The following is a 20063-nucleotide window of genomic DNA, read 5'->3' on the forward strand; positions in this document are numbered from 1 at the left end:
TACAATCTACTTTTGAGCCGACATTCTTCCTCGATCATTTCCAGTTGAAAGAGATTTGCCGGTTCCCGTTTCTCCCAAAATCCAATGGGAACCTCCCTTTTTCTTCATTCAATGTAATCATCGGGTGTTAAGCGACCTGTTCTCCCATTTTTCATTCCCATTCGCTGTTCGGCCTCTTCTCATCCAACGCCTTTTATCTCCCGTTGCTTTTCCGAATTGCTTCACAATTCTTTCCGGTTTTTTATCACCGCCAAGACCTGCTTTTTTGCTCCTATTTCAGACCCTATCACACAATGCCGTTTCCCAAGCCAACTCGCTCTTTAAAGAACCAGTCTGAAAAGATGCGCCACCAGAGGACTTCCGGCATCCTACCCTCAATTCCTCGTGATGATTGCATGGACATTTTTCCATTCATATCCAATGGTTATTTACCAACACAGAACTGAGAGAAAACCTGATCGACAACCGCTTCTGTTGCGCGCTCCCCGGTCAATTCCAACAAGGCTGAAACAGCACCCTCAACAGAAACCGTCACTGCATCCAAAGTCATACCAGCCTTTTGTGCATCCAATGCCTCTTGTACACAGCCCTGCGCCCGCCGGGCCGCATCTCTCTGGCGTTCTGTAAATAAAATCCCGCTCGATGGGTCCAGGGTATTGGTCTTTAAAAGAGATGCAACCGCCTGCTGTAGCGCCTCTAATCCTTCACCCGACAGGGCAGAAATAAATACTATTTGTTTAAATTTTGAATTAATATACTTTAAGTTGATTACATTCTGCAAATCGCTCTTGTTGATGACCGCCACTGCGGGGGTATTTTGTACCGACTCGATCAGGAGACGGTCCTCCTCGTTCAAAGCTTGCGACGAGTCAAATACGGCCAAAACCAACTGGGCCGTCTGCACGCGCTCCCGCGCCCGGTCAACGCCGATCCGTTCCACCGGGTCCTCCGTAGAGCGAATCCCCGCCGTATCCGCCAAATGAAGCGGGATACCACCGAGAAGCACCGTCTCCTCCACTACATCGCGCGTAGTCCCTGCAAATTCTGTCACAATAGAACGCTCACAGCCGGAAAGCAGGTTCATCAGGGTGGATTTTCCGACATTTGGACGTCCGGCGATTACAGTCTCCACCCCTTCGCGCAGGACACGCCCCGCCTCAAATTGGGACAACAGGTGGTTCAGCTCCTCCTTGGCATCCTCCAAAGAGTGCTGCAAATCGGCCCCATTCACTTCGGGTATATCATCCTCGGGGTAGTCAGCCCATGCATCCAGGTGGGCTGCAACCGCGGTCAACCCTGCACGAATTTTCCGGATCCGGCGCTCCAATGCGCCATCCCGCCCAGCCATTGCGGCCTTTCCAGCCTCTAACCCTTGGGCGGATATGATCTGCATCACGGATTCCGCCTCAGTCAAGCCGAGTTTTCCATTCAAAAACGCGCGGCGGGTAAATTCGCCAGGACCAGCCGGTGCTGCCCCCGCTGCGAGCACCGCCTGCAAAACACGGCGCATCACATAAATCCCCCCGTGACAGGAGAGTTCCACCACATCTTCTCCGGTAAAGCTGGCGGGCGCAATAAAATTGAGGGCAATCGCCTCATCGATGTCGCCCTCCTCATCGTGTACCCGGCCATACAAAGCGGTATATCCACGGCATTCCTCCAGGACTTTCCCGTGCGCCGATGTAAATACACGCCCGGCAACAGCGCGAGCCTCCGGTCCAGAAATGCGCACAATCCCAATTCCTCCCGCGGCCTGCGGTGTGGAAATAGCAGCGATCGTCTTTGACATGAAAGTTCCTCCTTTGTACAAGAACCTGTTTTCAGGGATGTTCGGTCGGGCGCCTGGACGAACCCCTCCATATTCCAACAAAATCCACTAGGTTCCCCTTTCCACTGCATGACAAAAGGGGACGATTCCGCAGAACCGTCCCCCTTCCGTCTGTTATCCAGCAGACAGCATTATTCGCCGTCCTTTTTACGGTTGATGTCGATGCGGCCATAAAGCGGGCCGGAGGTTTCCTTCCGGGGCTGCTGAGGCCGCTGCTGCGGCTGGGAAGAAGGCCGCGGACCGCCCTGTGGGCGCGGGCCTCTGTTTCCGCCGTAATTCTTATGATAATCGCCGCGCGGCTTATCCCCATAAGGCCTGCGCGGACCACGGGAATTGTAGGGCTTGCGCGGCAAGGGTTTCTCCCCATCCACAGGTCCAATCACCACATGACGGTTGAGATCTTCCCCTTCGCTCCAACTTTTTGCTCCCTCCACTGTCTGAACCGCCGTGTGGATGATACGGCGCTCATAGGGATTCATGGGCTCCAAGGAACAATTGCGTCCTGTCTTGACCGCCTTTGCCGCAATCTTCTTTCCGAGAACCTCCAAGGTGTCCTTGCGTTTTTCTCGATAATTGCCAATATCCAGCGTAATACGGAAATAGGTATTTTCAATATGGTTGGCTACCAGGCCGGACAAATACTGAAGTGCGTCCAGTGTTTCTCCACGATGGCCGATGATAAAACCGACATCCTCACCGGACAAGGAAATCAGGGCCCCGCTCTCTTCCTCTTTGATGTCAAACTGCACATTGGACAGACCCATATTAGCAAGAATGCTCTTCAAATATTCTGCCGCAGCATCTGCGGGACTGTTCTTGACATATGCGCGCACCTTCGCAGGATTTCCTCCAAACAGGCCAAATGTCTTTTTTACCGGCATCTCCAGGATTTCAAATTCCGCCTCGTGGGATTCTACCCCCAGTTCCTTACACGCGGCCTCAAAGGCCTCTTCCACCGTATTACCCGTTCCAATTGCTTCTTTGATCACGTTTAACCCTCCCGGCTCACACCGCACGGTTTTCCTTTACGCGGCGCGTTCTTTACGTTATTTTTTGGTTCCCCGGTAATCGTCGCTGCTCTGTTTTTGCTTTCCCTTTTGTTTTTGGGGCTGTTGCGTCACGGCCTTTTCTTTTTTCTGCAATTTTGGCGCCGGCCCTGCTTGAATTTTGAGAGGAACAGCCAATGGTTTCATCCGCGCTTCCTCTACCTCGCGCAGCGCGACTCGCTGCGCCTCTGCTTTTGCACTTACGATTGCTGGGCTACAGAATTTGCGCAGAAGCAAGGACTGCACAAAGCTCACCGCCGTCTGAATGGTCCAATAGAAACCGACAGCACCCGGTACTGTGTAGGCGATCCAGGCCGTCAAAAGTGGCATCAGATAGAGCATCCACTTCATGCAACCTTGCTGCTGGCTCATGCCGGGCTGCATCTTCATCATAATCACCTGCGAAAGCAGGGATGTCAAAAGGCACAGTGCGGGAATCAACCACATAAAGGTCAAAAAGTGGCTGCTTTGCGGCGTATCCAAAAGGTTCAGGCCACAGAAATTGAATCCGCGGCTCAGGGATTCCATGCGGGACAGCTCGTCCCCAGTAAACATTGTCAGATGCGGACGAAGCTGGTCGAAATGTTTGATGATTTCCATCTGGGAATAATATCCGGCGTTGAGGGTCGTGCCCACGCCCGGAATCTGCGACAGCAAAGCCGTCGCTTTATTGATCGAATCCACGCTGATATGCAGCACATTCTGCAGCGGGTACAAAACCGTGTAGTAAATGCCCAGCATGATCGGAAACGGGATGAGGGTCACCAAACAACCGCTGGTCGGATTGACACCCTCCTGCTCCATCAGCTTCTGCATTTCTTCCTGCATTTTCAGCTTGTCATTTGCATATTTGGTGCGGATCTCCTGCTGTTTGGCTGCCATTTTGCTATTGGCCGCCATGGATTTTTGCTGTTTGATTGAAAAAGGAACAAGCAACAGCTTGGTGATAATCGTAAACAGGATAATTGCAACGCCATAATTCGGGACAATTTCGTAAAGGAACCACAACAAATATCCCAAAATACTACCAAACCAATTAAAAATTTCCATGTATGACATTCTCCTCTATTTTGATGTTCCCTTTTCCTTTTTCTCCGGGACCGGGTCGTATCCGCCCCGGCTGAATGGATTGCAGCGTAAAATGCGGTACAGCGCCAAAAGAGATCCTTTCAACGCACCGAAACGCTCAATCGCTTGCAACGCATAATTGGAACAGGTCGGATAATATTTGCAGCAGGGCTGCTTAAACGGGGAGATCCCCTGCTGATAAAACCGAATAAGCAAAATAAGCAGGCGTTTCATTTCAAAACACCCGCGTCTTTCAATTGCCGCATTAACACGCGGTAAATATCCGTACTTTTTACAAAGGGCGTGCGGCCGCGCGCCACTAAAATAAAATCAAATCCCTCTCGGATTTGCGGGGTCGCCTGACGAAACGCCTCCCGGATGATCCGTCTGGACCGGTTACGCTTGACGGCGTTGCCGGTCTTTTTCCCCGTTGTTATTCCCACTCGCACGTTTTGACTGCGATTTTTTAAAATATAGGTCACCACAACCGGCGACACATATGATTTTCCCCGCGTATAAATTCGCCGGAAATCCCGATTCTCTTTGATAGGTATAAACAAATCCATCGTTCTTCAATCGCTTTCAGCAGGATGCCTAAACACACGGCGGACAGCTACATTCACTCGCGGTTCTTTTTTGTCTTTTCTGACAAAAAGGCCGCATGTAACCTCAAAAACAGGAGGGCCTTTTCATAAAGGCCAAAGGACCGCCCCGCTAGAAAACCATGCGATCCCCTTTTCCATCGGAACCCTTTTTCATCCCCGTGTAACCGTCTCTTTTTCAACGGTTTCCGGCAGCCCAAACATCCTTGCGCCTCATGCTAAAAAGAAAGGCCACACTTCGGTGGCCTTTTGTCTTAGTAGCTCAGGCGCGCTCTGCCTTTTGCTCTACGGCGGGCTAATACCTTGCGGCCGTTGCTAGTAGACATTCTTTTGCGGAAGCCGTGCTCCTTTTTTCTGTGGAGCTTCTTGGGCTGATACGTTCTCAGCATAAATAAACCCTCCTTTCGGGGTACAAACCTTGCAATTTAGCATTATATATTATACCTGTCCGGGCTGTCAACCTTTTCTTACAGAAAAAATGTGCCAGAAAACCGGCGTTTGTGTATGATTTTCTCAAGAGATAAGGTCCGCCTTCTTTTCACACCACAAGATGCAGTTGTCCCGGATATGAAACACGTAAAAATAAAAAAATTTTTGGCCGAAAACTGTCCCACTTCCTTATGGAAATCCCTTGGGATACTCTTTTTTATTCTTTCTGAACCATTCCTTTTTCTTCCGCTCAATCTGTCTTTAAAGGCCACCTTCTTCATCATGCGGATGTGCCATTTTCATCCCTGTGTAACCGTCTCTTTTTCAACGGTTTCCGGCAGCCCAAACATCCTTGCGCCTCATGCTAAAAAGAAAGGCCGCACTTTAGAACGCTGCCTTAAGAAAACCGATCGGGCGGCTAATACCCCTCTTAGGGAAGATTGATATTCGCCCTATACCAAGTTTTTCCGATCTTAACGCGTCTTTCGGTGGCCTTTGATTGCACATTTTTGCGCGCCCTTTTCAAAAAAAGCTCCTGCGGGCGCGCAGAAACCGCAAAAATGTTTTCCACAGCTTTTCACCAAATCGATTTCTAACTGTGGAAAAGTTGTAAAAGCGATGAATTTGTGATACTATAAGATAGATACTGTCTGAAGTATACCGATTCCCAGAACTGGTAAAAAATGGATATGCCGGTTCCAATTTTGCCAGCTTTGTTTGTAATGTCGAGAAGGAGCAGCAAGGAAGATTTTAAAACACGGAGGTTCAACCATGGAATCTTTTACCGAAGCCTGGAGTTTTATTTGCGATTACTGTAAAAAGCATATCACAGAGGTGGCCTATACCACTTGGATCAGCCGGATCGAACCGGTCAGCTTGGACTTTGCGAAGGGGATTGCACTGTTGAAGGCCCCCAATGAATTCCATCGGCAGACGCTGAACCGGTGTTACATGGATCTTCTCAACGACGCCGTTGCAGAGATCTTCGGGCCGGGAATTCAGGTGCAAATATGTGTTCCAGAGGATATGCCATCCTCAGAAAAGGAGGAGGAAGAGGACACCTCTTCTCAAAATGACGACTACGAGTTCACCTTTGACACATTCATCGTAGGCCCGTCAAACAAATTTGCACATGCGGCATCCATGGCGGTCGCCACTAAACCGGCAACGTTATACAACCCGCTGTTCATCTATGGAAATTCCGGACTCGGAAAGACACACCTGCTCTATGCCATCTGCAACGAGATTTCCCGGACCCATCCGGAAATGAACATTGTCTATATCAAAGGGGACGAATTCACAAACGAGTTAATCGAAGCCATCCGTCACGGCACAACCGCAGAATTCCACCAGCGATACCGGAAAGCAGACGTATTTCTGGTCGACGATATTCAGTTTATCGCAGGCAAAGAATCCACGCAGGAGGAATTCTTCCACACGTTTAATACCTTATATGAAGCCAAAAAGCAAATTGTCCTGACGTCGGACCGGCCGCCAAAGGACATCGCCACCCTGGAAGAACGCCTGCTCACCCGGTTTGAATGGGGCCTGACAGCCGACATTCAGCCGCCGGATTTTGAAACACGCATCGCCATCATCAAGCGTAAGGCGGAGTTGCTCGGCATCAACCTGCCGAACAATGTGATTGAGTACATCGCCAACCGGCTGAAAAACAACATTCGCCAGTTGGAAGGCACGGTCAAAAAGATGAAGGCGTACTATCTTCTGAACGGCGACTCCTTAACATTGACGACCGCACAGATGGCTGTGAGCGACATCATCAACAACGAGCAGCCGGTCCCTGTGACCGTAGAGAAAATCATCGAGGAAGTCGCACGTACGTACGGCGCCAGTCCGGAAGACATCCGTTCGAGCAAGCGCTCTGCCAATATTTCCAACGCGCGCCAAGTGGCCATGTACATTGTCCGCGAGATCACACAAATGCCCATGACCTCTATCGGCGAAGAATTCGGAGGGCGCGACCATTCGACGGTGGTCTATGCGATTCAGCAGGTAGAAAAAGGGATGGCGCGCGACCCCAAGACAAAAGGGACCGTCGAGGATATTATCAAAAACATCCGCGATCGTTAAAAGGGCTTTTTTCAGCCGTGCTTGTCTTTTCGCCGTTTCCGCCAACCGGCAATTTTCCTGGACAAATGGGGGTATTTTTCGCCCCCGTGCGCCTTTGATAATACAAATAGTATAGAAAATTTTAAGCCGTTTCTAAAAAAGATACCTATGAAACGGACGGCTTTTTGTACCTCTAAAACTTTTAACGTGTTTTCAACTTTCCCCACAGAGTTTTCAACACTTTGTTGATTCTGCGGTTAATAATACAACCTTCCACAATGCATAAACATACAAAAAATGAAAATTCATGGTTATTTTTCCGCACCGCCGCTGGATTTGCGGAAATTTTCCACATTTCCCCGGCCCCTACTGCTGGTACTAAATCAAAAGCATACCAATGCAATGCTTATATAAAGAGAAAACCGGAAGTTGCAGTGGAAACACAGCAAACAAGGTGGAAAACATCGAGCCACTTTGGCCCGAATCGATAAAGGGTGATACGATGAAAATAACTTGCAGCAAACAACAGTTGACCGAAGCTGTCTCAAATGTACAGCGCGCGGTTTCCACAAAGTCCTCGATTCCAGCGCTCGAAGGTATTCTTTTAAAAGCTAATGAGCAGGGAGTCACCCTGTGTGGCTACGATTTGGAATTAGGGATGACAACAACCATTGAGGCAAAAGTGGATGAACCGGGAAGCTTGGTTTTGAGCGCACGTTTGTTTGGCGATATTGTGCGCCGCCTTCCCGCCGATCAGGTGTGTATTTCTTCAGACGAAAAGAATATCACCGCAATTACCTGTGGCCCCAGCGAATTTTCGATCGTAGGGATACCTGCGGAGGAATATCCGGAGATCCCTTCGATTACAGGGGAAACAACGATTGAACTTCCACACAGCCTGTTGAAGAGTATGATCCGCCAAACCATCTTTGCCGTTGCAGACACAGATGCCAAGCCCATTCATACGGGAACGTTGTTCGAATTGGGAAGTGGGACGCTTCGATTGGTCTCCGTGGACGGTTATCGGCTGGCAATCCGCGAGGAACCGGTACAAAGTGCGGAAGAAACGAACTTTGTTGTCCCTGGTAAGACGCTCAGCGAAGTGACGAAGTTGCTCAGCGACAGTGAAGAGGACACCCTCTCCCTATTGGTTGGACGGAGACATATTCTGTTTAAAATTGGAAAGTATACGGTGATCTCACGGCTTTTGGAAGGAGAATTCTTAGATTATAAAGCAGCGATCCCGTCGGCAAGCAGCACAGAAGTGTTTGTCAATACACGCTGTTTTATTGAAAGCGTAGAGCGTGTTTCACTGTTGATTACCGACCGTTTGAAGAGCCCCGTCCGTTGTGTATTTGAAGACAACGAGATCAAGCTGTCTTGTTCCACCTCCATGGGGCGCGCAAACGATCAATTTGAGGCACAGATGACCGGCAACACGGTAGAGATTGGATTTAATAACCGGTACTTGCTGGACGCCCTGCGCAACGCGGAGGGAGACGAAGTAAAGGTGCAGTTAAATGGCCCCTTAAGTCCAATGAAGGTTCTTCCGAGGGAAGGGAACGCCTTTTTATTCCTAGTGTTGCCAGTCCGCTTAAAAAGTGAAAACTGACCGGTATCCCCGCAGCGGATTCCCCAAAAACGTCGGTAACAGGGAAGAATCCGCTGCCGGAGGACCCTATTTTGAAGAAAAGAGACCGATTTATGAAGAAAGAACGTATCTCAATCGATACAGAGTTTATCCGTTTGGATGCTCTACTCAAATGTGGTGGCGCGGTGGATACCGGCGGCCAGGCAAAATTTGAGATTCAAGCCGGGAAGGTGCAGGTAAACGGTGAAACATGCACCATGCGCGGCAAAAAAATGCGGCCTGGCGACCAGGCGGTATACAACAACGTATGTTACGAGGTGTGTGGCCCTGAAGATCATTCATCTGGCATTTGAACATTACCGAAACCTCTGTGCGGGGAGCTTGTCCCCCTGTCCGGGGATGAATGTCATCTATGGCAGGAATGCGCAGGGGAAGACCAATCTTTTGGAGGCCATGTGGCTATTTACCGGAGGGCGTTCCTTTCGAGGCGCGCGCGACGGGGAGTTGGTCGCCTTTGGACAGGACAAGGCCACATTGAACCTGCAATTTTATAGCGAGGAGCGCGAACAGGAGGCGGAACTCACTATTCTGAATGGTCGGCGCAGTGCGGCGCTCAACGGCGTGCCGAAGCGTTCTCCGGCAGAATTGGTCGGAAAGTTTCGCGCAGTGCTGTTTTCGCCGGAGCATCTCTCCTTAATCAAAAGCGGTCCGGCATTGCGGCGAAATTTTATGGATGCGGCCCTGTGCCAGGTGAAGCCGGCTTATGCGCCGTTATTGTCGCGTTACAATCATACCTTGGTTCAGCGCAATGCGCTTTTGAAGGATATTCCGCGCCATGCAGAGCTGCTGGATACCTTGGAGATTTGGGATGACCGCCTGGCACGGTATGGAGACGCGATTGCAAAGGAACGGGCGTCTTACATAGAGAAACTGGAAGGTCCTGCGCGAGAACTCTATGCGGGGATTTCCGAAAATAAGGAATGTTTTGGAATACAGTATCAAAAAAGCGCCGAAAATCTAAGAGAGGCATTGGCAGTTGCGCGCCGCGATGATCTCCAAAGCGGGCATACCACCGTTGGTCCGCACCGCGACGATTTGGAAGTAACCGTGGACGGCGTGTCTGCAAGGGCTTTTGGTTCTCAGGGACAGCAGCGGTCCTTGGTCTTGGCGCTCAAACTGGCCGAAGCAGACGTCCTGGAACGGGAAAGCGGCGAAACGCCGGTGATCCTGTTGGACGATGTGATGAGTGAGCTGGACACCGGACGGCAGAACTACCTGCTCAACCGGTTGGACGGCCGGCAGGTATTTTTGACATGTTGCGAACCGGACGCAGTGAAGCGTTTGGAGGATGGAGCGCTGTTTGAAGTACGGAGAGGAGAGCTTTATGTACCTACATTTGGGGCAGGATACCGTGATCAAAATGGATGAAATCGTCGGTATCTTCAATATGGAAACCTCCACCATTTCAAAAATTACGAGAAACTATCTGGCACAGGCGGAAAAGTCCGGAAAAGTTGTCAATGTCAGTATGGAACTGCCGAAATCGTTTGTGCTTTGCCGTGATGAAAAGAACCGTGAAACGGTCTATATCTCTCAGATTTCCTCTGCGACGCTTTTAAAGCGCACAGGGTATATCGACGAAATTTCCAATGTTTAAATCAACGAAAAGGGGAAAATCATGCGACGAATGCTTCCAAAATGCCCGCATTGTGGGAAAACAGTCAACTGGTTCCGCGCATGGGCACTCAAAACACAGGGGGAATACCGCTGCGGAAAATGCGGCTCCTGTTCCAATGTGTCGTTGGATAAGCGTATCTACCCTCTTGCGGTAGTAGCGGCAGTGGCTGGCGCGATCTTTTTCGTATTATTTGTGGCGCTGGTACAGGAATTCAGCTTTACCGCACTGGTCTTGATCGCTGTGCCGTTTCTCATTTTCTTTTTCATCAGCCCATTTTTTGTGCGTCTGCGTCCCATTCAGCAGGCAAAGGACCCGCCAAGTGTGCCGCAATCCATCCGCCGCAGGCCAGTTCAAAGGCCGGTTCAAAGGCCGGTTCACGACACCCAGCGCGTGGATATTCCGCGTGAAATGCCGCGGCGAGGCCAGCCGGCGTCCGGGGCAGCCAGGGGCGCGCCCCAGAGGAATCCGGTTGAGGGGGGCGATCACCCGCGGATTCCAAAGCGGTTATGATGGATATCAAGGAGGCCGGCCGAGAAGCTGGCTTCGGATTGTCTGAAACGATCTTATGCATCCTGTTCGAAGAAAGGGCGGCCAGATTTTTGGGATTGGCAGACGGGACTTCCGTTTTTTAATTTTCAGTTGGTTTTGATTCTGCCGTACGGTTGCCGCCGGAGGTGTGAAGCGTTTTCGCACCTGCTATGTGTCTTATTGGGGGAATAGTGTAAAATGGATATAAACGAAGTCATGCAAGCGAATCAGACATACGATGAAAACCAGATACAGGTTCTGGAAGGGTTGGAGGCTGTTCGGAAGCGTCCGGGGATGTACATCGGTTCCACCGGCCCGCGCGGTTTGCATCATCTGGTGTATGAGATCGTGGACAATGCGATCGATGAGGCGCTCGCCGGTTACTGCAACAAGATCGATGTGGTGATTCTGCCCGGCGATGTCATTCGCGTCACAGATAATGGACGTGGTATTCCAGTGGGGATTCAGCATAAGACGGGTTTACCGGCGGTTACGGTGGTGTTTACGATCCTGCATGCCGGCGGCAAATTCGGCGGCGGCGGCTACAAGGTTGCCGGCGGCCTGCACGGCGTCGGTGCATCCGTCGTCAATGCGCTGTCCGTCTGGCTGGAGGTGGAGGTCTACCACGAGGGGAAGATCTACCATCAGCGGTTTGAATATGGAAAGGCCACAGGGGATTTGGAGGTCATCGGCGATTGTCCGATCGATCAGACCGGCACCACAGTCACATTTAAGCCGGATGCAGAAATCTTTAAGGACACGACGGTTTACGACTATGAAACCCTGCAAAAACGCTTGCGCGAACAGGCGTTTCTAAATGCAGGTGTGCATATCGAACTGCGTGATGAGCGCGATTCGGAACACCGTCTGCAGGATAACTACTGTTATCAAGGCGGTATTTCCAGTTTTGTGGAGTTCATCAACAAGGAAAAAGAGCCGATTCATGAGGACATCGTTCACTTTTCCTGCACCGCGCCGGACAACAACTCCACGGCGGAAGTCGCCATGCAATACAACGATTCCTATAACGAGTTGATCCTGAGTTTTGCCAACAACATCCATACGACGGATGGCGGCACCCATGAGGATGGATTCAAGCGGGCTCTGACCCGTGTGATGAATGAATATGCCCGCAAGTACAATATCCTAAAGGACAATGATAAGAATTTGTCTGGCGAAGATGTGCGCGAGGGCTTGACTGCGATTATCAGCATCAAGGTCAAGGACGCCCAATTTGAAGGCCAGACCAAAGCGCGCCTGGGAAATACCGAAGTGGGTACGCTGGTCAGCCAATTGGTGGCGGATAAATTGGCGACCTATTTGGAGGAGAATCCTGCCACCGCCCGCACGATCTTTGACAAAGCGCTGTCCGCTTCCCGTGCGCGTGAGGCCGCGCGCAAGGCGCGTGAATTGGTGCGCCGTAAATCGGAATTGGAGACCGCCTCTCTGCCGGGCAAGCTGGCTGATTGCCAGAGCCGTAACCCCGATGAGACGGAAATCTACATCGTCGAGGGTGATTCCGCAGGGGGCTCCGCCAAGGGCGGGCGCGACCGGAAATACCAGGCGATTCTTCCCCTATGGGGCAAAATGCTGAACGTTGAAAAGGCTCGTCTGGATAAGGTGTACGGAAATGAAAAGCTGATGCCGGTTGTCACAGCATTGGGCTGTGGGATTGGCGAGGAATTCGACCTCACCAAACTGCGCTATGGTAAAATTATCATTATGGCGGATGCCGACGTCGACGGCTCCCACATCCGTACGCTTCTGTTGACCTTCTTTTTCCGCTTTATGAAACCTCTTGTGGAGGAAGGGCATATCTATCTGGCACAGCCTCCCCTGTTCCGCGTCAGTAAGGGAAAGAACCACTACTACGCGTTCTCCGACAAGGAGCGGGACAAATTGATGGCAGAGTTGGCGAGCGGCTACGAGATTCAGCGGTATAAGGGCCTCGGTGAAATGGACTCCGAGCAGCTTTGGGAGACGACTATGAATCCGGAGACCCGCACAATGTTGCGGGTTGAGGTCGAGGACGCCGCGGCAGCGGATGAAGCGTTTACCATTTTGATGGGCGATAAGGTGGAGCCGCGCCGTGCGTTCATTGAAAAGAATGCAAAATATGTGCAGAATCTGGACATCTGATTGGCGGCCGCGCTTCGCCGGCCGGTGATATTGCAAACCAAAGGCCCCTGCCGGTTTTGGCAGGGAATCCGCAGAGCGACGCAAAGCGTCCAAACATATAAAGGAGAAACCTACATGAAAGATTACACAAGAGAAAACGAAGAGAACGCCCAGCCTCCGGAACCGCAGGGGGACGAGACCCCCGAACAGGAGCTTTTGGAGGAAGAAGAACAGGAGGAGCCTGTCCAGTGGGATGGCAGTGAAGCGGAGATCGTGGCAGAGGGGGCCGATGAGGATTACAAGGATACCATCACCGGCGTCAAGCTCTCCTATGTTCTGACGGAAGAGGAAATTCGCACCTGCATGCGTGCAACACAGTTTGATAAACGGCGTAAAAAACGCATGCGGATTCAGCTGATTGTTTTTTCCGTCCTGTTTTTGGCTTTCCTGGTGCTTTTCTTTTTGAATCACAATGCAGACAATCTGTTTTTTGCGACCGTCTGCGCGGCGTTTATCTTCATTATGATCTTTTTGCCGGACATCCGTATCAAGCAGGATGCCAGACGGAATACGGATGGCAAGGAGATCTGTATGGAAGTTTATCCGCACAAGATCGAGATGGGGCGCGGGGAAAACCAGTGGGAGATTCCGCTGGATGGTTCCTGTCAAAGTGCGATCTATCAGCAGAATATCGTTGTCTATTTTAAGGGTGACGATATGGTGATCCTTCCCATGCGTTGCGTGGAGCCTTCGGTTTTGCCAGAGGTCCAGGCAGCCATTCTGGCGGGAACGCATCCGCGGGAGGAATAGCTGAAAGGAGGACGGCGATGCCAACGTTTTATGAGGGAGACCCACTTGCTGTAGTGCGACAAACACTCACCGCGGAACAATATGCACAGGCGGCCGTGCTCGCGGAGAGCCACCGTTCGATTTGGAATCGCAGAGGTGTGCGTGCGGCGGCTGCGTTGACGGTGGCTGCGCTGGCGTTTTCTTGTATTCCGCTTTACCGGTATCAATATGCAACCGCTTGGATTCCTCTTGTGATCGGATGTTTGGCCGTCCTTTTGGCCGCCTGGTTTTTCTGGATACAGCCGGAAAACCAGCGCAAACGCGCCAAAGCGGTCTTTGAACAGAACCGTTTTTGGCAGGAGCCGTGTCAAATTTCTCTTTATCGGGACAGCGTTTGTTGCGATACCCCTTATGAAAAAATCAGCGCTTATTGGAGCGATTATGATGCATGCCTGGAAAGCCCTGCATTTTGGGTGGTGATAGGCGGTTGGGACCGGCGGCTTTTGATCGTCGACAAACAACGGACTTCGCCGGAACAACGGGAAGCAATTTCGATTCATCTGCGCGAACAGTTTGCCAGCCGGTATTTGTGTATCAAATCGTAAACGGGACGGGCTGCTGTCCAGAAAGACGAAAGTGTGCGGCGAAAAGAAAAAGCTCCCCACCGGACAAACGGAAAGGAATTTCTGCGGGTGTGCTGGAATCTGTCGGATATAAAACGGCCCTCCAAAAGAGCGTTGAGATCAGAACCTTTTTAGGGATCATCCGAGACCATCCTCTCTATTTTCTTAAAACAACGCCCGAAAAGGTGTATTGAGGTAGAAAAAATACTGAGTGGGACGCGAATATCATTCTTTCCTAGGCAGGTTGTTAGCCGCCCCTACAGGTTTTCTTAAGACAACGCTCGAAATGCGGGCAGATAGTTGTGCACCAGACCGTAAATAGAACGGGATGCTGTCCAGGAGGGCGAAGGTGCGCGGCGAAAAGAAAAAGTTCCCCACCGGACAAACGGAAAGGAATTCCTGCGGGTGTGCTGGAATCTGTCGGATATAAAACGGCCCTCCAAAAGAGCGTTGAGATCAGAGCCTTTTTAGGGATCATCCGAGACCATCCTCTCTATTTTCTTAAAACAACGCCCGAAAAGGTGTATTGAGGTAGAAAAATGCTGAGTGGGACGCGAATATCATTCTTTCCTAGGCAGGTTGTTAGCCGCCCCTACAGGTTTTCTTAAGACAACGCTCGAAATGCGGGCAGATAGTTGTGCACCAGACCGTAAATAGAACGGGCTGTTGTCCAAAAGGGCGAAGGTGTGTGGTGAAAAGAAAAGGTTCGCACCCAGGAAAGCCGAAAGACATTCCTGTAAACGTATTGGAATCTGCTGGACATAAAAACAGCTGTTAACGGTCACTCAATGCGGGCAGAGCGTTTTTGAAAACGATTTCCGCATGCTTTCTTTTGCATGGCATCCGGTTGCCAATGCCGTCTAGGCAATCTTTTGCATAGTGGGCGTGTCCATACGGAGATAAAAAGCGGCAGTTCCTGCGATCAAGCCAAAACGCATAGAAAGAAGCGGAGGGGACGCAATGGCAAAGTACGAAAGAACTCTGACGGGAGATTTTCAAGAAGTGTTGTCCTTTCTGGAACGAACGATTCAGGCAAGCGGAGGATTTCTTCATTTTGTAGATGGGACCGACTGCGATCTGGGCAATACACGGATCGCCGTACGCGTTTATGACCGCTATTATATGCGCAATAACAGCCGTGCCAGTTTGACTCTGACCGTCGTCGGCTGTGGAAACACCGTGACCGTTTCTGCGATCGGCGCCGGTGGTGGAACCGGGATGCTTTTCCATTTGGATTGGGGTACGGAGGAAGACATCGTCCAGATTGTGGAACAGAGCCTCGAGCGTTTTTAACGCGAAATTTGCCTTGATCGTTGGATTGAGCAGATGTCTTGATTCTATAGATGGTATAATTAATATAAATATATACTGCTTGTAATTAAATCGATTAGCAATTGACCAGGATTTAAACTTAAGAGTTGGTGAGCGTTGCTTCTTCGGCTCAAATGTAAACGTGTATACACGCTTCGATTCATCCGGCAGCAACGCCAGCTTGGAGGACGCATGGAACAACAGGAACCGCTGCTTTCGGTCAGCTTTTTACCGACAAAACAAGATTATGCCGACTATCAACTGGCTGCATGCCATGCAGCTGCATCGCCCGGGGAGCGCCTGTTTTTGCGCGCGTCCGGATTTGTACTGGTGGTGGCTGGATTTGTACTCTGCCTGTTCTTTGGGGTGGGAAACCCGCAAAATATGGTGTTTTTCTCCCTTTTGGTATTGCTTGGGTTGGCTGTGGGATTTTTTCACGATTCCATTGAACCGCTCTTTGTGCGCAGCCGGGCACAGTCGTTTTACGATCATGCCGGGGAACGTATGACGGCGCAGTCCCTGTTCTTTTTTATAGACCATGTGGTGGTAAAATCCGATCGCTATGCGGCCTCTCTTCCCTATTCCATGTTGTCCGTTTGGGAGGATGAGCGGGTGGTTTTGTTGCAGCTGGGTCCGGGGGAAGCGCGGTATGTTCCAAAGAGATCTCTTTCTCCGGAGGAGTCCAAAACGCTGCAAAAATTGTTTCAAAATGCCGGAAAAAACGGACCGGAACGCCTTGAATAGCCGGCGGGCAGTGGTTGATGGTTTGAATGGTTGAAAAGGCAAGCGGCCATTTTTGGGGGCGAGTCAGCCGGGAATTCGGGAGTGCCGATGTGTTTGAGGCAGTTCTGTGGGATTTGGAACACTCTATGCGAGGGAATTTTATGATCCCTCCCTCGTTTATTTTTATAAAGCGATCCCTGCGGATCGCCGTAGGCTCGAAAGAAAGGATTGGTTTCTAAAATGCAAGACATGCAGGAAAACGATCGCATTATTAACGTGGATCTCGAAAAGGAGATTAAAAAGTCCTTTTTGGATTATTCGATGTCGGTCATTGTATCGCGTGCACTGCCGGATGTACGCGATGGCTTAAAACCCGTGCATCGCCGCATCCTTTACACGATGTATGAGAACGGGCTCAATCCCGAAAAGCCATATCGCAAGTGTGCGGATACCGTCGGCTCGGTTCTGGGCCGGTACCATCCGCACGGCGACGCCTCTGTATACGATGCATTGGTGCGTTTGGCGCAGGACTTTTCGATGCGCTATATGCTGGTGGACGGCCACGGCAACTTTGGTTCCGTGGATGGCGACCCGCCTGCGGCCTATCGTTATACGGAAAGCCGTATGAGCAAGGTTGCGGTCGAGATGCTACAGGACATCGACAAGGAAACCGTCGATTTCATGCCGAACTATGACGACCGCTTGAAAGAGCCGGTTGTGCTGCCGAGCCATTTTCCGAACCTGTTGGTCAATGGGTCCACCGGTATTGCAGTCGGTATGGCGACCAATATTCCACCGCACAATATGGGGGAGGTCATCGACGGCATGTGCTGTCTGATCGACCACCCGGACGCATCGCTCGATGAGTTGATGCAGTACATCAAAGGGCCGGATTTCCCCACCGGCGCAATCATCATGGGGCGCGCGGGGATTCGCGCGGCCTATGCAACGGGGCGCGGACGCATCACAGTGCGCGCGCGCGCAGAGATCGAGGAGGAAAAAAACGGCCGGTTCAGCATCATTGTGACGGAAATTCCGTATCAGGTGAACAAGGCGCGTTTGATTGAGAGCATCGCCACGCTTGTCAAAGAGAAGCGTATTGACGGCATTTCCAACGTCGAGGATCACTCGGACCGCCAGGGGATGCGCATTGTGATTACGGTCAAGCGCGACGCCTCCCCGCAGATCGTTTTGAATAAGCTCTATACGTTCACACAGATGCAAACGACCTTTGGCGTCATCATGCTGGCCATTGTCAATGGCGAGCCAAAGACGTTGACACTCCGGGAGATTTTGCAGAATTACATCGACTTCCAGGAGGATGTCGTCACACGCCGCACGCGTTTCGAGCTTAAGAAGGCGGAAGACCGCGCACACATCCTGGAAGGCCTCCAGGTTGCTGTCGATTTCATCGACGAAGTGGTTTCGATCATCCGTACATCCAAAGACCGTTCCCAGGCGCGGCAGCGCATGACCGAGCGGTTCGGCCTGGACGACGTACAGACACAGGCGATTGTGCAGATGCAATTGGGCGCATTGACCGGGCTGGACCGCCAGAAGTTGGAGGACGAACTGGGCGCGCTGCATGTGAAAATTGCCGATCTGAAGGACATCCTTTCCAACGAGAGCCGTGTGCTTGCCATTGTCAAGGAAGAGGCGCTCGCAGTGAAGGAAAAGTTTAACGATGAGCGCCGGACCGAGATTGCAGCGATCAGCGGCGAAGTGGACATCGAAGACCTGATCCCGGAGGAAGAATGTGTACTCACACTGACCAACTTCGGCTATGTCAAACGGCAAAAGACGGATACGTACCGTACCCAGCGGCGCGGCGGGCGTGGGGTCTCCGGTATGACGCGGCGCGAAGAGGATGTGGCAACCGAGATGTTCGTCATCAACAGCCACGATTATGTGATGTTCTTTACCGACTTGGGGCGTGTTTACCGCCTAAAGTGTTATGAAGTGCCGGAGGGGGCCCGCACCAGTAAGGGCATGAACATCGCCAACCTATTGCCGATTTCCCAGGATGAGCGGGTCACTTCGATGATCCGTGTACCGGAGTTCGACGAGGATCGTTATCTGGTGATGGTCACGCGCAATGGCGTCATCAAACGCACACCTCTTTCCGCATTCCAGACCACCCGCAAAGGCGGCGTAATCGCCATCGATCTCGATGAGGGCGACGAACTCAGCTGGGTACGTCTGACCGACGGCAGCGACGACCTCCTGGTTGCAACGAAGAAGGGCATGGCAATCCGCTTCCATGAGAGCGATGTGCGCGCCATGGGCCGCGCGGCCCGCGGCGTCAAAGCCCTGACGCTCAGGCAGGGGGATTGCGTGGTCGGGATGAGCGTTGTGCGTGAAGGCGGCCTGGTTTTGACGGTCAGTGAGACCGGATATGGGCGTCTCTCTTCTATTGACGATTACCGCGTCCAATCCCGCGGAGGAAAAGGCCTGCTCAACTACCATGTGGAGAAGTACGGTGATGTAGCTGCCATCAAAGTGGTTGATTTGGAGGACGACATCATCTTGATTGCATCCGACGGTGTCATTATCCGCATTCGCGCAAACTCCATCCGTGAATGTGCACGTCCCAGCAAGGGGGTGCGCGTCATGCGCCTGACAGAAGGCAGCCAGGTGGTTACTCTGGCGCGGACAGCCCATGAGGACGACGAAGACCAGGATGAATTGCCGGAGGATGACGGCGACGGCGGAGACGATGAAATAATGGATGCGACAGAGGCCGAGGAGGATTCGGCGCAGGAGAATCACCATGAAGAATAAATGGATTGCCCTCCTGTTGGCGGCGGCCCTAGGGTTCACCGCGCTGGTGGGATGTACAGGGGAAAATGAGAAGGAGGAACCGGATCATCCGGTCTCCTCTTCCAGTTCTTCTGCGGAGGAAAGTGTCCCGGAAACGCCGGTCCCCGGAGGGGAATCTTCCACGTCTGTGCCGGGAAATCCGGTGGAGCCTGCTCCGGAGCCACCGGAGAGCAGCCCGGGACAGGTATTGCCTGTGGAGACGGAAAATCCGAATTTTGATGAGAAATTTCAGGACAACCCGATCGACAAAGCGTATATCCAGGACAACAATCAAGCGATTTCCAACAAAGATATGGTGGAAGTCTCCGAAAAATATGCGGGGATTTGGCGCGAAGAGGTCGCTGCCGCCTACGATGCACTTTTGGAGAAGGTGACCGACGAGCGCAAGGAAACCTTGAAGAAGGAACAGCAGGCATGGAGCGACGGCACAGAGGCAGCTTTGCAGGAATTCCATGACGATGCACAGGCAGTCGGCGGGAGTATGGCTCAGGTTGATGAAGCTAGCCGGGTGATGGACTACTACCGCGGCCGGGCTGCGACGCTTTACGAGGAGTTATATGCGCTCGATCCGAATTATACCTATCATTTTGCTGGATAATGGTTTCGGATCGATCGTCGAGTCCGTATCCAGATTTCAAGTATCGTCCGCGCCCCTGTCTGTCGAAGGGAAAAGGTCGATTTTCGTGGCAATACGATAAAATCCTAATAGTATAATTTTTTAATAATTATACTATTAGGATGATTTCGAAAAAAGTTTTTCTTTCTATAGTGCGTCGCCAGGGATATTCCCTCGAAATGAAAAGGCGATTGTGTAGGAAGAACGGTTCAATAAGGGGCCA

General features: G+C 51.5%; 20 protein-coding genes. 14 read left to right on the forward strand and 6 right to left on the reverse strand.

Annotated elements, in window-relative coordinates; genetic code table 11:
* Positions 1 to 424: 424 nt before the first annotated feature.
* The 6 genes from mnmE to rpmH form a co-directional block, all read right to left on the reverse strand.
* Positions 425 to 1789, reverse strand: a complete 1365-nt coding sequence (gene mnmE, locus B9Y59_RS00180; RefSeq protein ID WP_085531010.1) for a tRNA uridine-5-carboxymethylaminomethyl(34) synthesis GTPase MnmE — start codon at positions 1787 to 1789, stop codon at positions 425 to 427.
* Between the two features lie 170 nt (positions 1790 to 1959).
* Complete coding sequence (gene jag, locus B9Y59_RS00185) at positions 1960 to 2817, reverse strand: RNA-binding cell elongation regulator Jag/EloR (RefSeq protein WP_085531012.1); 858 nt, start codon at positions 2815 to 2817, stop codon at positions 1960 to 1962.
* A 57-nt stretch (positions 2818 to 2874) separates the two neighbouring features.
* Positions 2875 to 3924 carry a YidC/Oxa1 family membrane protein insertase gene (locus tag B9Y59_RS00190; RefSeq protein WP_054324654.1) on the reverse strand — a complete coding sequence of 350 codons (1050 nt, stop codon included), beginning with the start codon at positions 3922 to 3924 and terminating at the stop codon, positions 2875 to 2877.
* A gap of 15 nt (positions 3925 to 3939) precedes the next feature.
* Entirely contained in the window at positions 3940 to 4176 is a 237-nt protein-coding gene (yidD, locus tag B9Y59_RS00195) for a membrane protein insertion efficiency factor YidD (RefSeq protein ID WP_085531014.1), read from the reverse strand.
* Positions 4173 to 4508: a ribonuclease P protein component gene (gene rnpA / locus B9Y59_RS00200; protein WP_085531016.1), complete on the reverse strand. Its 336-nt coding sequence runs from the start codon at positions 4506 to 4508 to the stop codon at positions 4173 to 4175. Before rnpA ends, yidD begins: the two co-directional genes overlap by 4 nt.
* 290 nt (positions 4509 to 4798) lie before the next feature.
* Positions 4799 to 4933 (reverse strand): 50S ribosomal protein L34, encoded by a 135-nt coding sequence (gene rpmH / locus B9Y59_RS00205; protein ID WP_038322395.1) that lies wholly within the window; start codon positions 4931 to 4933, stop codon positions 4799 to 4801.
* Positions 4934 to 5024: 91 nt separating this feature from the next.
* Between rpmH and B9Y59_RS14845 the strand changes: the two genes are divergently transcribed.
* From B9Y59_RS14845 to B9Y59_RS00275, 14 genes are all read left to right on the forward strand, one after another.
* Positions 5025 to 5417, forward strand: coding sequence for a hypothetical protein (locus tag B9Y59_RS14845; protein ID WP_143255171.1), 393 nt, complete (start codon positions 5025 to 5027; stop codon positions 5415 to 5417).
* A gap of 327 nt (positions 5418 to 5744) precedes the next feature.
* The gene (gene dnaA / locus B9Y59_RS00210) at positions 5745 to 7064 is read left to right on the forward strand and encodes a chromosomal replication initiator protein DnaA (RefSeq protein ID WP_054324649.1); all 1320 of its coding nucleotides are present in this window, start codon (positions 5745 to 5747) and stop codon (positions 7062 to 7064) included.
* 481 nt (positions 7065 to 7545) lie between these two features.
* A complete protein-coding gene (dnaN, locus tag B9Y59_RS00215; protein ID WP_054324678.1) occupies positions 7546 to 8655 on the forward strand; it encodes a DNA polymerase III subunit beta in 1110 nt (369 codons plus the stop codon).
* A 92-nt stretch (positions 8656 to 8747) separates the two neighbouring features.
* A complete protein-coding gene (locus B9Y59_RS00220) occupies positions 8748 to 8987 on the forward strand; it encodes an RNA-binding S4 domain-containing protein (RefSeq protein ID WP_085531018.1) in 240 nt (79 codons plus the stop codon).
* Positions 8956 to 10062, forward strand: a complete 1107-nt coding sequence (gene recF, locus B9Y59_RS00225; protein ID WP_242967163.1) for a DNA replication/repair protein RecF — start codon at positions 8956 to 8958, stop codon at positions 10060 to 10062. The genes B9Y59_RS00220 and recF overlap by 32 nt, the downstream gene beginning before the upstream one ends.
* On the forward strand, positions 10019 to 10291 hold the full coding sequence (gene remB, locus B9Y59_RS00230) for an extracellular matrix regulator RemB (RefSeq protein ID WP_054324648.1): 273 nt from the start codon (positions 10019 to 10021) through the stop codon (positions 10289 to 10291). Before recF ends, remB begins: the two co-directional genes overlap by 44 nt.
* 21 nt (positions 10292 to 10312) lie before the next feature.
* Positions 10313 to 10822, forward strand: coding sequence for a hypothetical protein (locus tag B9Y59_RS00235; RefSeq protein ID WP_143255172.1), 510 nt, complete (start codon positions 10313 to 10315; stop codon positions 10820 to 10822).
* A gap of 216 nt (positions 10823 to 11038) precedes the next feature.
* Positions 11039 to 12979, forward strand: coding sequence for a DNA topoisomerase (ATP-hydrolyzing) subunit B (gene gyrB / locus B9Y59_RS00240; RefSeq protein WP_085531022.1), 1941 nt, complete (start codon positions 11039 to 11041; stop codon positions 12977 to 12979).
* A gap of 114 nt (positions 12980 to 13093) precedes the next feature.
* Positions 13094 to 13768: a hypothetical protein gene (locus tag B9Y59_RS00245; RefSeq protein ID WP_054324646.1), complete on the forward strand. Its 675-nt coding sequence runs from the start codon at positions 13094 to 13096 to the stop codon at positions 13766 to 13768.
* Between the two features lie 17 nt (positions 13769 to 13785).
* Positions 13786 to 14352: a hypothetical protein gene (locus B9Y59_RS00250; protein WP_085531024.1), complete on the forward strand. Its 567-nt coding sequence runs from the start codon at positions 13786 to 13788 to the stop codon at positions 14350 to 14352.
* A 978-nt stretch (positions 14353 to 15330) separates the two neighbouring features.
* Positions 15331 to 15663 (forward strand): DUF6054 family protein, encoded by a 333-nt coding sequence (locus B9Y59_RS00255; protein ID WP_054324644.1) that lies wholly within the window; start codon positions 15331 to 15333, stop codon positions 15661 to 15663.
* Between the two features lie 210 nt (positions 15664 to 15873).
* Positions 15874 to 16425, forward strand: a complete 552-nt coding sequence (locus B9Y59_RS00260) for a YcxB family protein (protein WP_085531026.1) — start codon at positions 15874 to 15876, stop codon at positions 16423 to 16425.
* A 219-nt stretch (positions 16426 to 16644) separates the two neighbouring features.
* Positions 16645 to 19185, forward strand: a complete 2541-nt coding sequence (gene gyrA / locus B9Y59_RS00270) for a DNA gyrase subunit A (protein WP_054324641.1) — start codon at positions 16645 to 16647, stop codon at positions 19183 to 19185.
* Positions 19175 to 19822 (forward strand): lysozyme inhibitor LprI family protein, encoded by a 648-nt coding sequence (locus tag B9Y59_RS00275; RefSeq protein WP_158088887.1) that lies wholly within the window; start codon positions 19175 to 19177, stop codon positions 19820 to 19822. The genes gyrA and B9Y59_RS00275 overlap by 11 nt, the downstream gene beginning before the upstream one ends.
* Positions 19823 to 20063 lie beyond the last annotated feature (241 nt).

The sequence above is a fragment of the Anaeromassilibacillus sp. Marseille-P3371 genome (genome assembly GCF_900169665.1).
In the GTDB taxonomy this organism is placed as follows: domain Bacteria; phylum Bacillota; class Clostridia; order Oscillospirales; family Acutalibacteraceae; genus Anaeromassilibacillus.

Coding starts and splice junctions, on each gene's coding strand:
- mnmE (WP_085531010.1), bottom strand. CDS start 1,789: ATGTCAAAGACGATCGCTGCTATTTCCACACCGCAGGCCGCGGGAGGA.
- B9Y59_RS00190 (WP_054324654.1), bottom strand. CDS start 3,924: ATGGAAATTTTTAATTGGTTTGGTAGTATTTTGGGATATTTGTTGTGG.
- yidD (WP_085531014.1), bottom strand. CDS start 4,176: ATGAAACGCCTGCTTATTTTGCTTATTCGGTTTTATCAGCAGGGGATC.
- rnpA (WP_085531016.1), bottom strand. CDS start 4,508: ATGGATTTGTTTATACCTATCAAAGAGAATCGGGATTTCCGGCGAATT.
- rpmH (WP_038322395.1), bottom strand. CDS start 4,933: ATGCTGAGAACGTATCAGCCCAAGAAGCTCCACAGAAAAAAGGAGCAC.
- dnaA (WP_054324649.1), top strand. CDS start 5,745: ATGGAATCTTTTACCGAAGCCTGGAGTTTTATTTGCGATTACTGTAAA.
- dnaN (WP_054324678.1), top strand. CDS start 7,546: ATGAAAATAACTTGCAGCAAACAACAGTTGACCGAAGCTGTCTCAAAT.
- B9Y59_RS00220 (WP_085531018.1), top strand. CDS start 8,748: ATGAAGAAAGAACGTATCTCAATCGATACAGAGTTTATCCGTTTGGAT.
- remB (WP_054324648.1), top strand. CDS start 10,019: ATGTACCTACATTTGGGGCAGGATACCGTGATCAAAATGGATGAAATC.
- B9Y59_RS00235 (WP_143255172.1), top strand. CDS start 10,313: ATGCGACGAATGCTTCCAAAATGCCCGCATTGTGGGAAAACAGTCAAC.
- gyrB (WP_085531022.1), top strand. CDS start 11,039: ATGGATATAAACGAAGTCATGCAAGCGAATCAGACATACGATGAAAAC.
- B9Y59_RS00245 (WP_054324646.1), top strand. CDS start 13,094: ATGAAAGATTACACAAGAGAAAACGAAGAGAACGCCCAGCCTCCGGAA.
- B9Y59_RS00250 (WP_085531024.1), top strand. CDS start 13,786: ATGCCAACGTTTTATGAGGGAGACCCACTTGCTGTAGTGCGACAAACA.
- B9Y59_RS00255 (WP_054324644.1), top strand. CDS start 15,331: ATGGCAAAGTACGAAAGAACTCTGACGGGAGATTTTCAAGAAGTGTTG.
- B9Y59_RS00260 (WP_085531026.1), top strand. CDS start 15,874: ATGGAACAACAGGAACCGCTGCTTTCGGTCAGCTTTTTACCGACAAAA.
- gyrA (WP_054324641.1), top strand. CDS start 16,645: ATGCAAGACATGCAGGAAAACGATCGCATTATTAACGTGGATCTCGAA.
- B9Y59_RS00275 (WP_158088887.1), top strand. CDS start 19,175: ATGAAGAATAAATGGATTGCCCTCCTGTTGGCGGCGGCCCTAGGGTTC.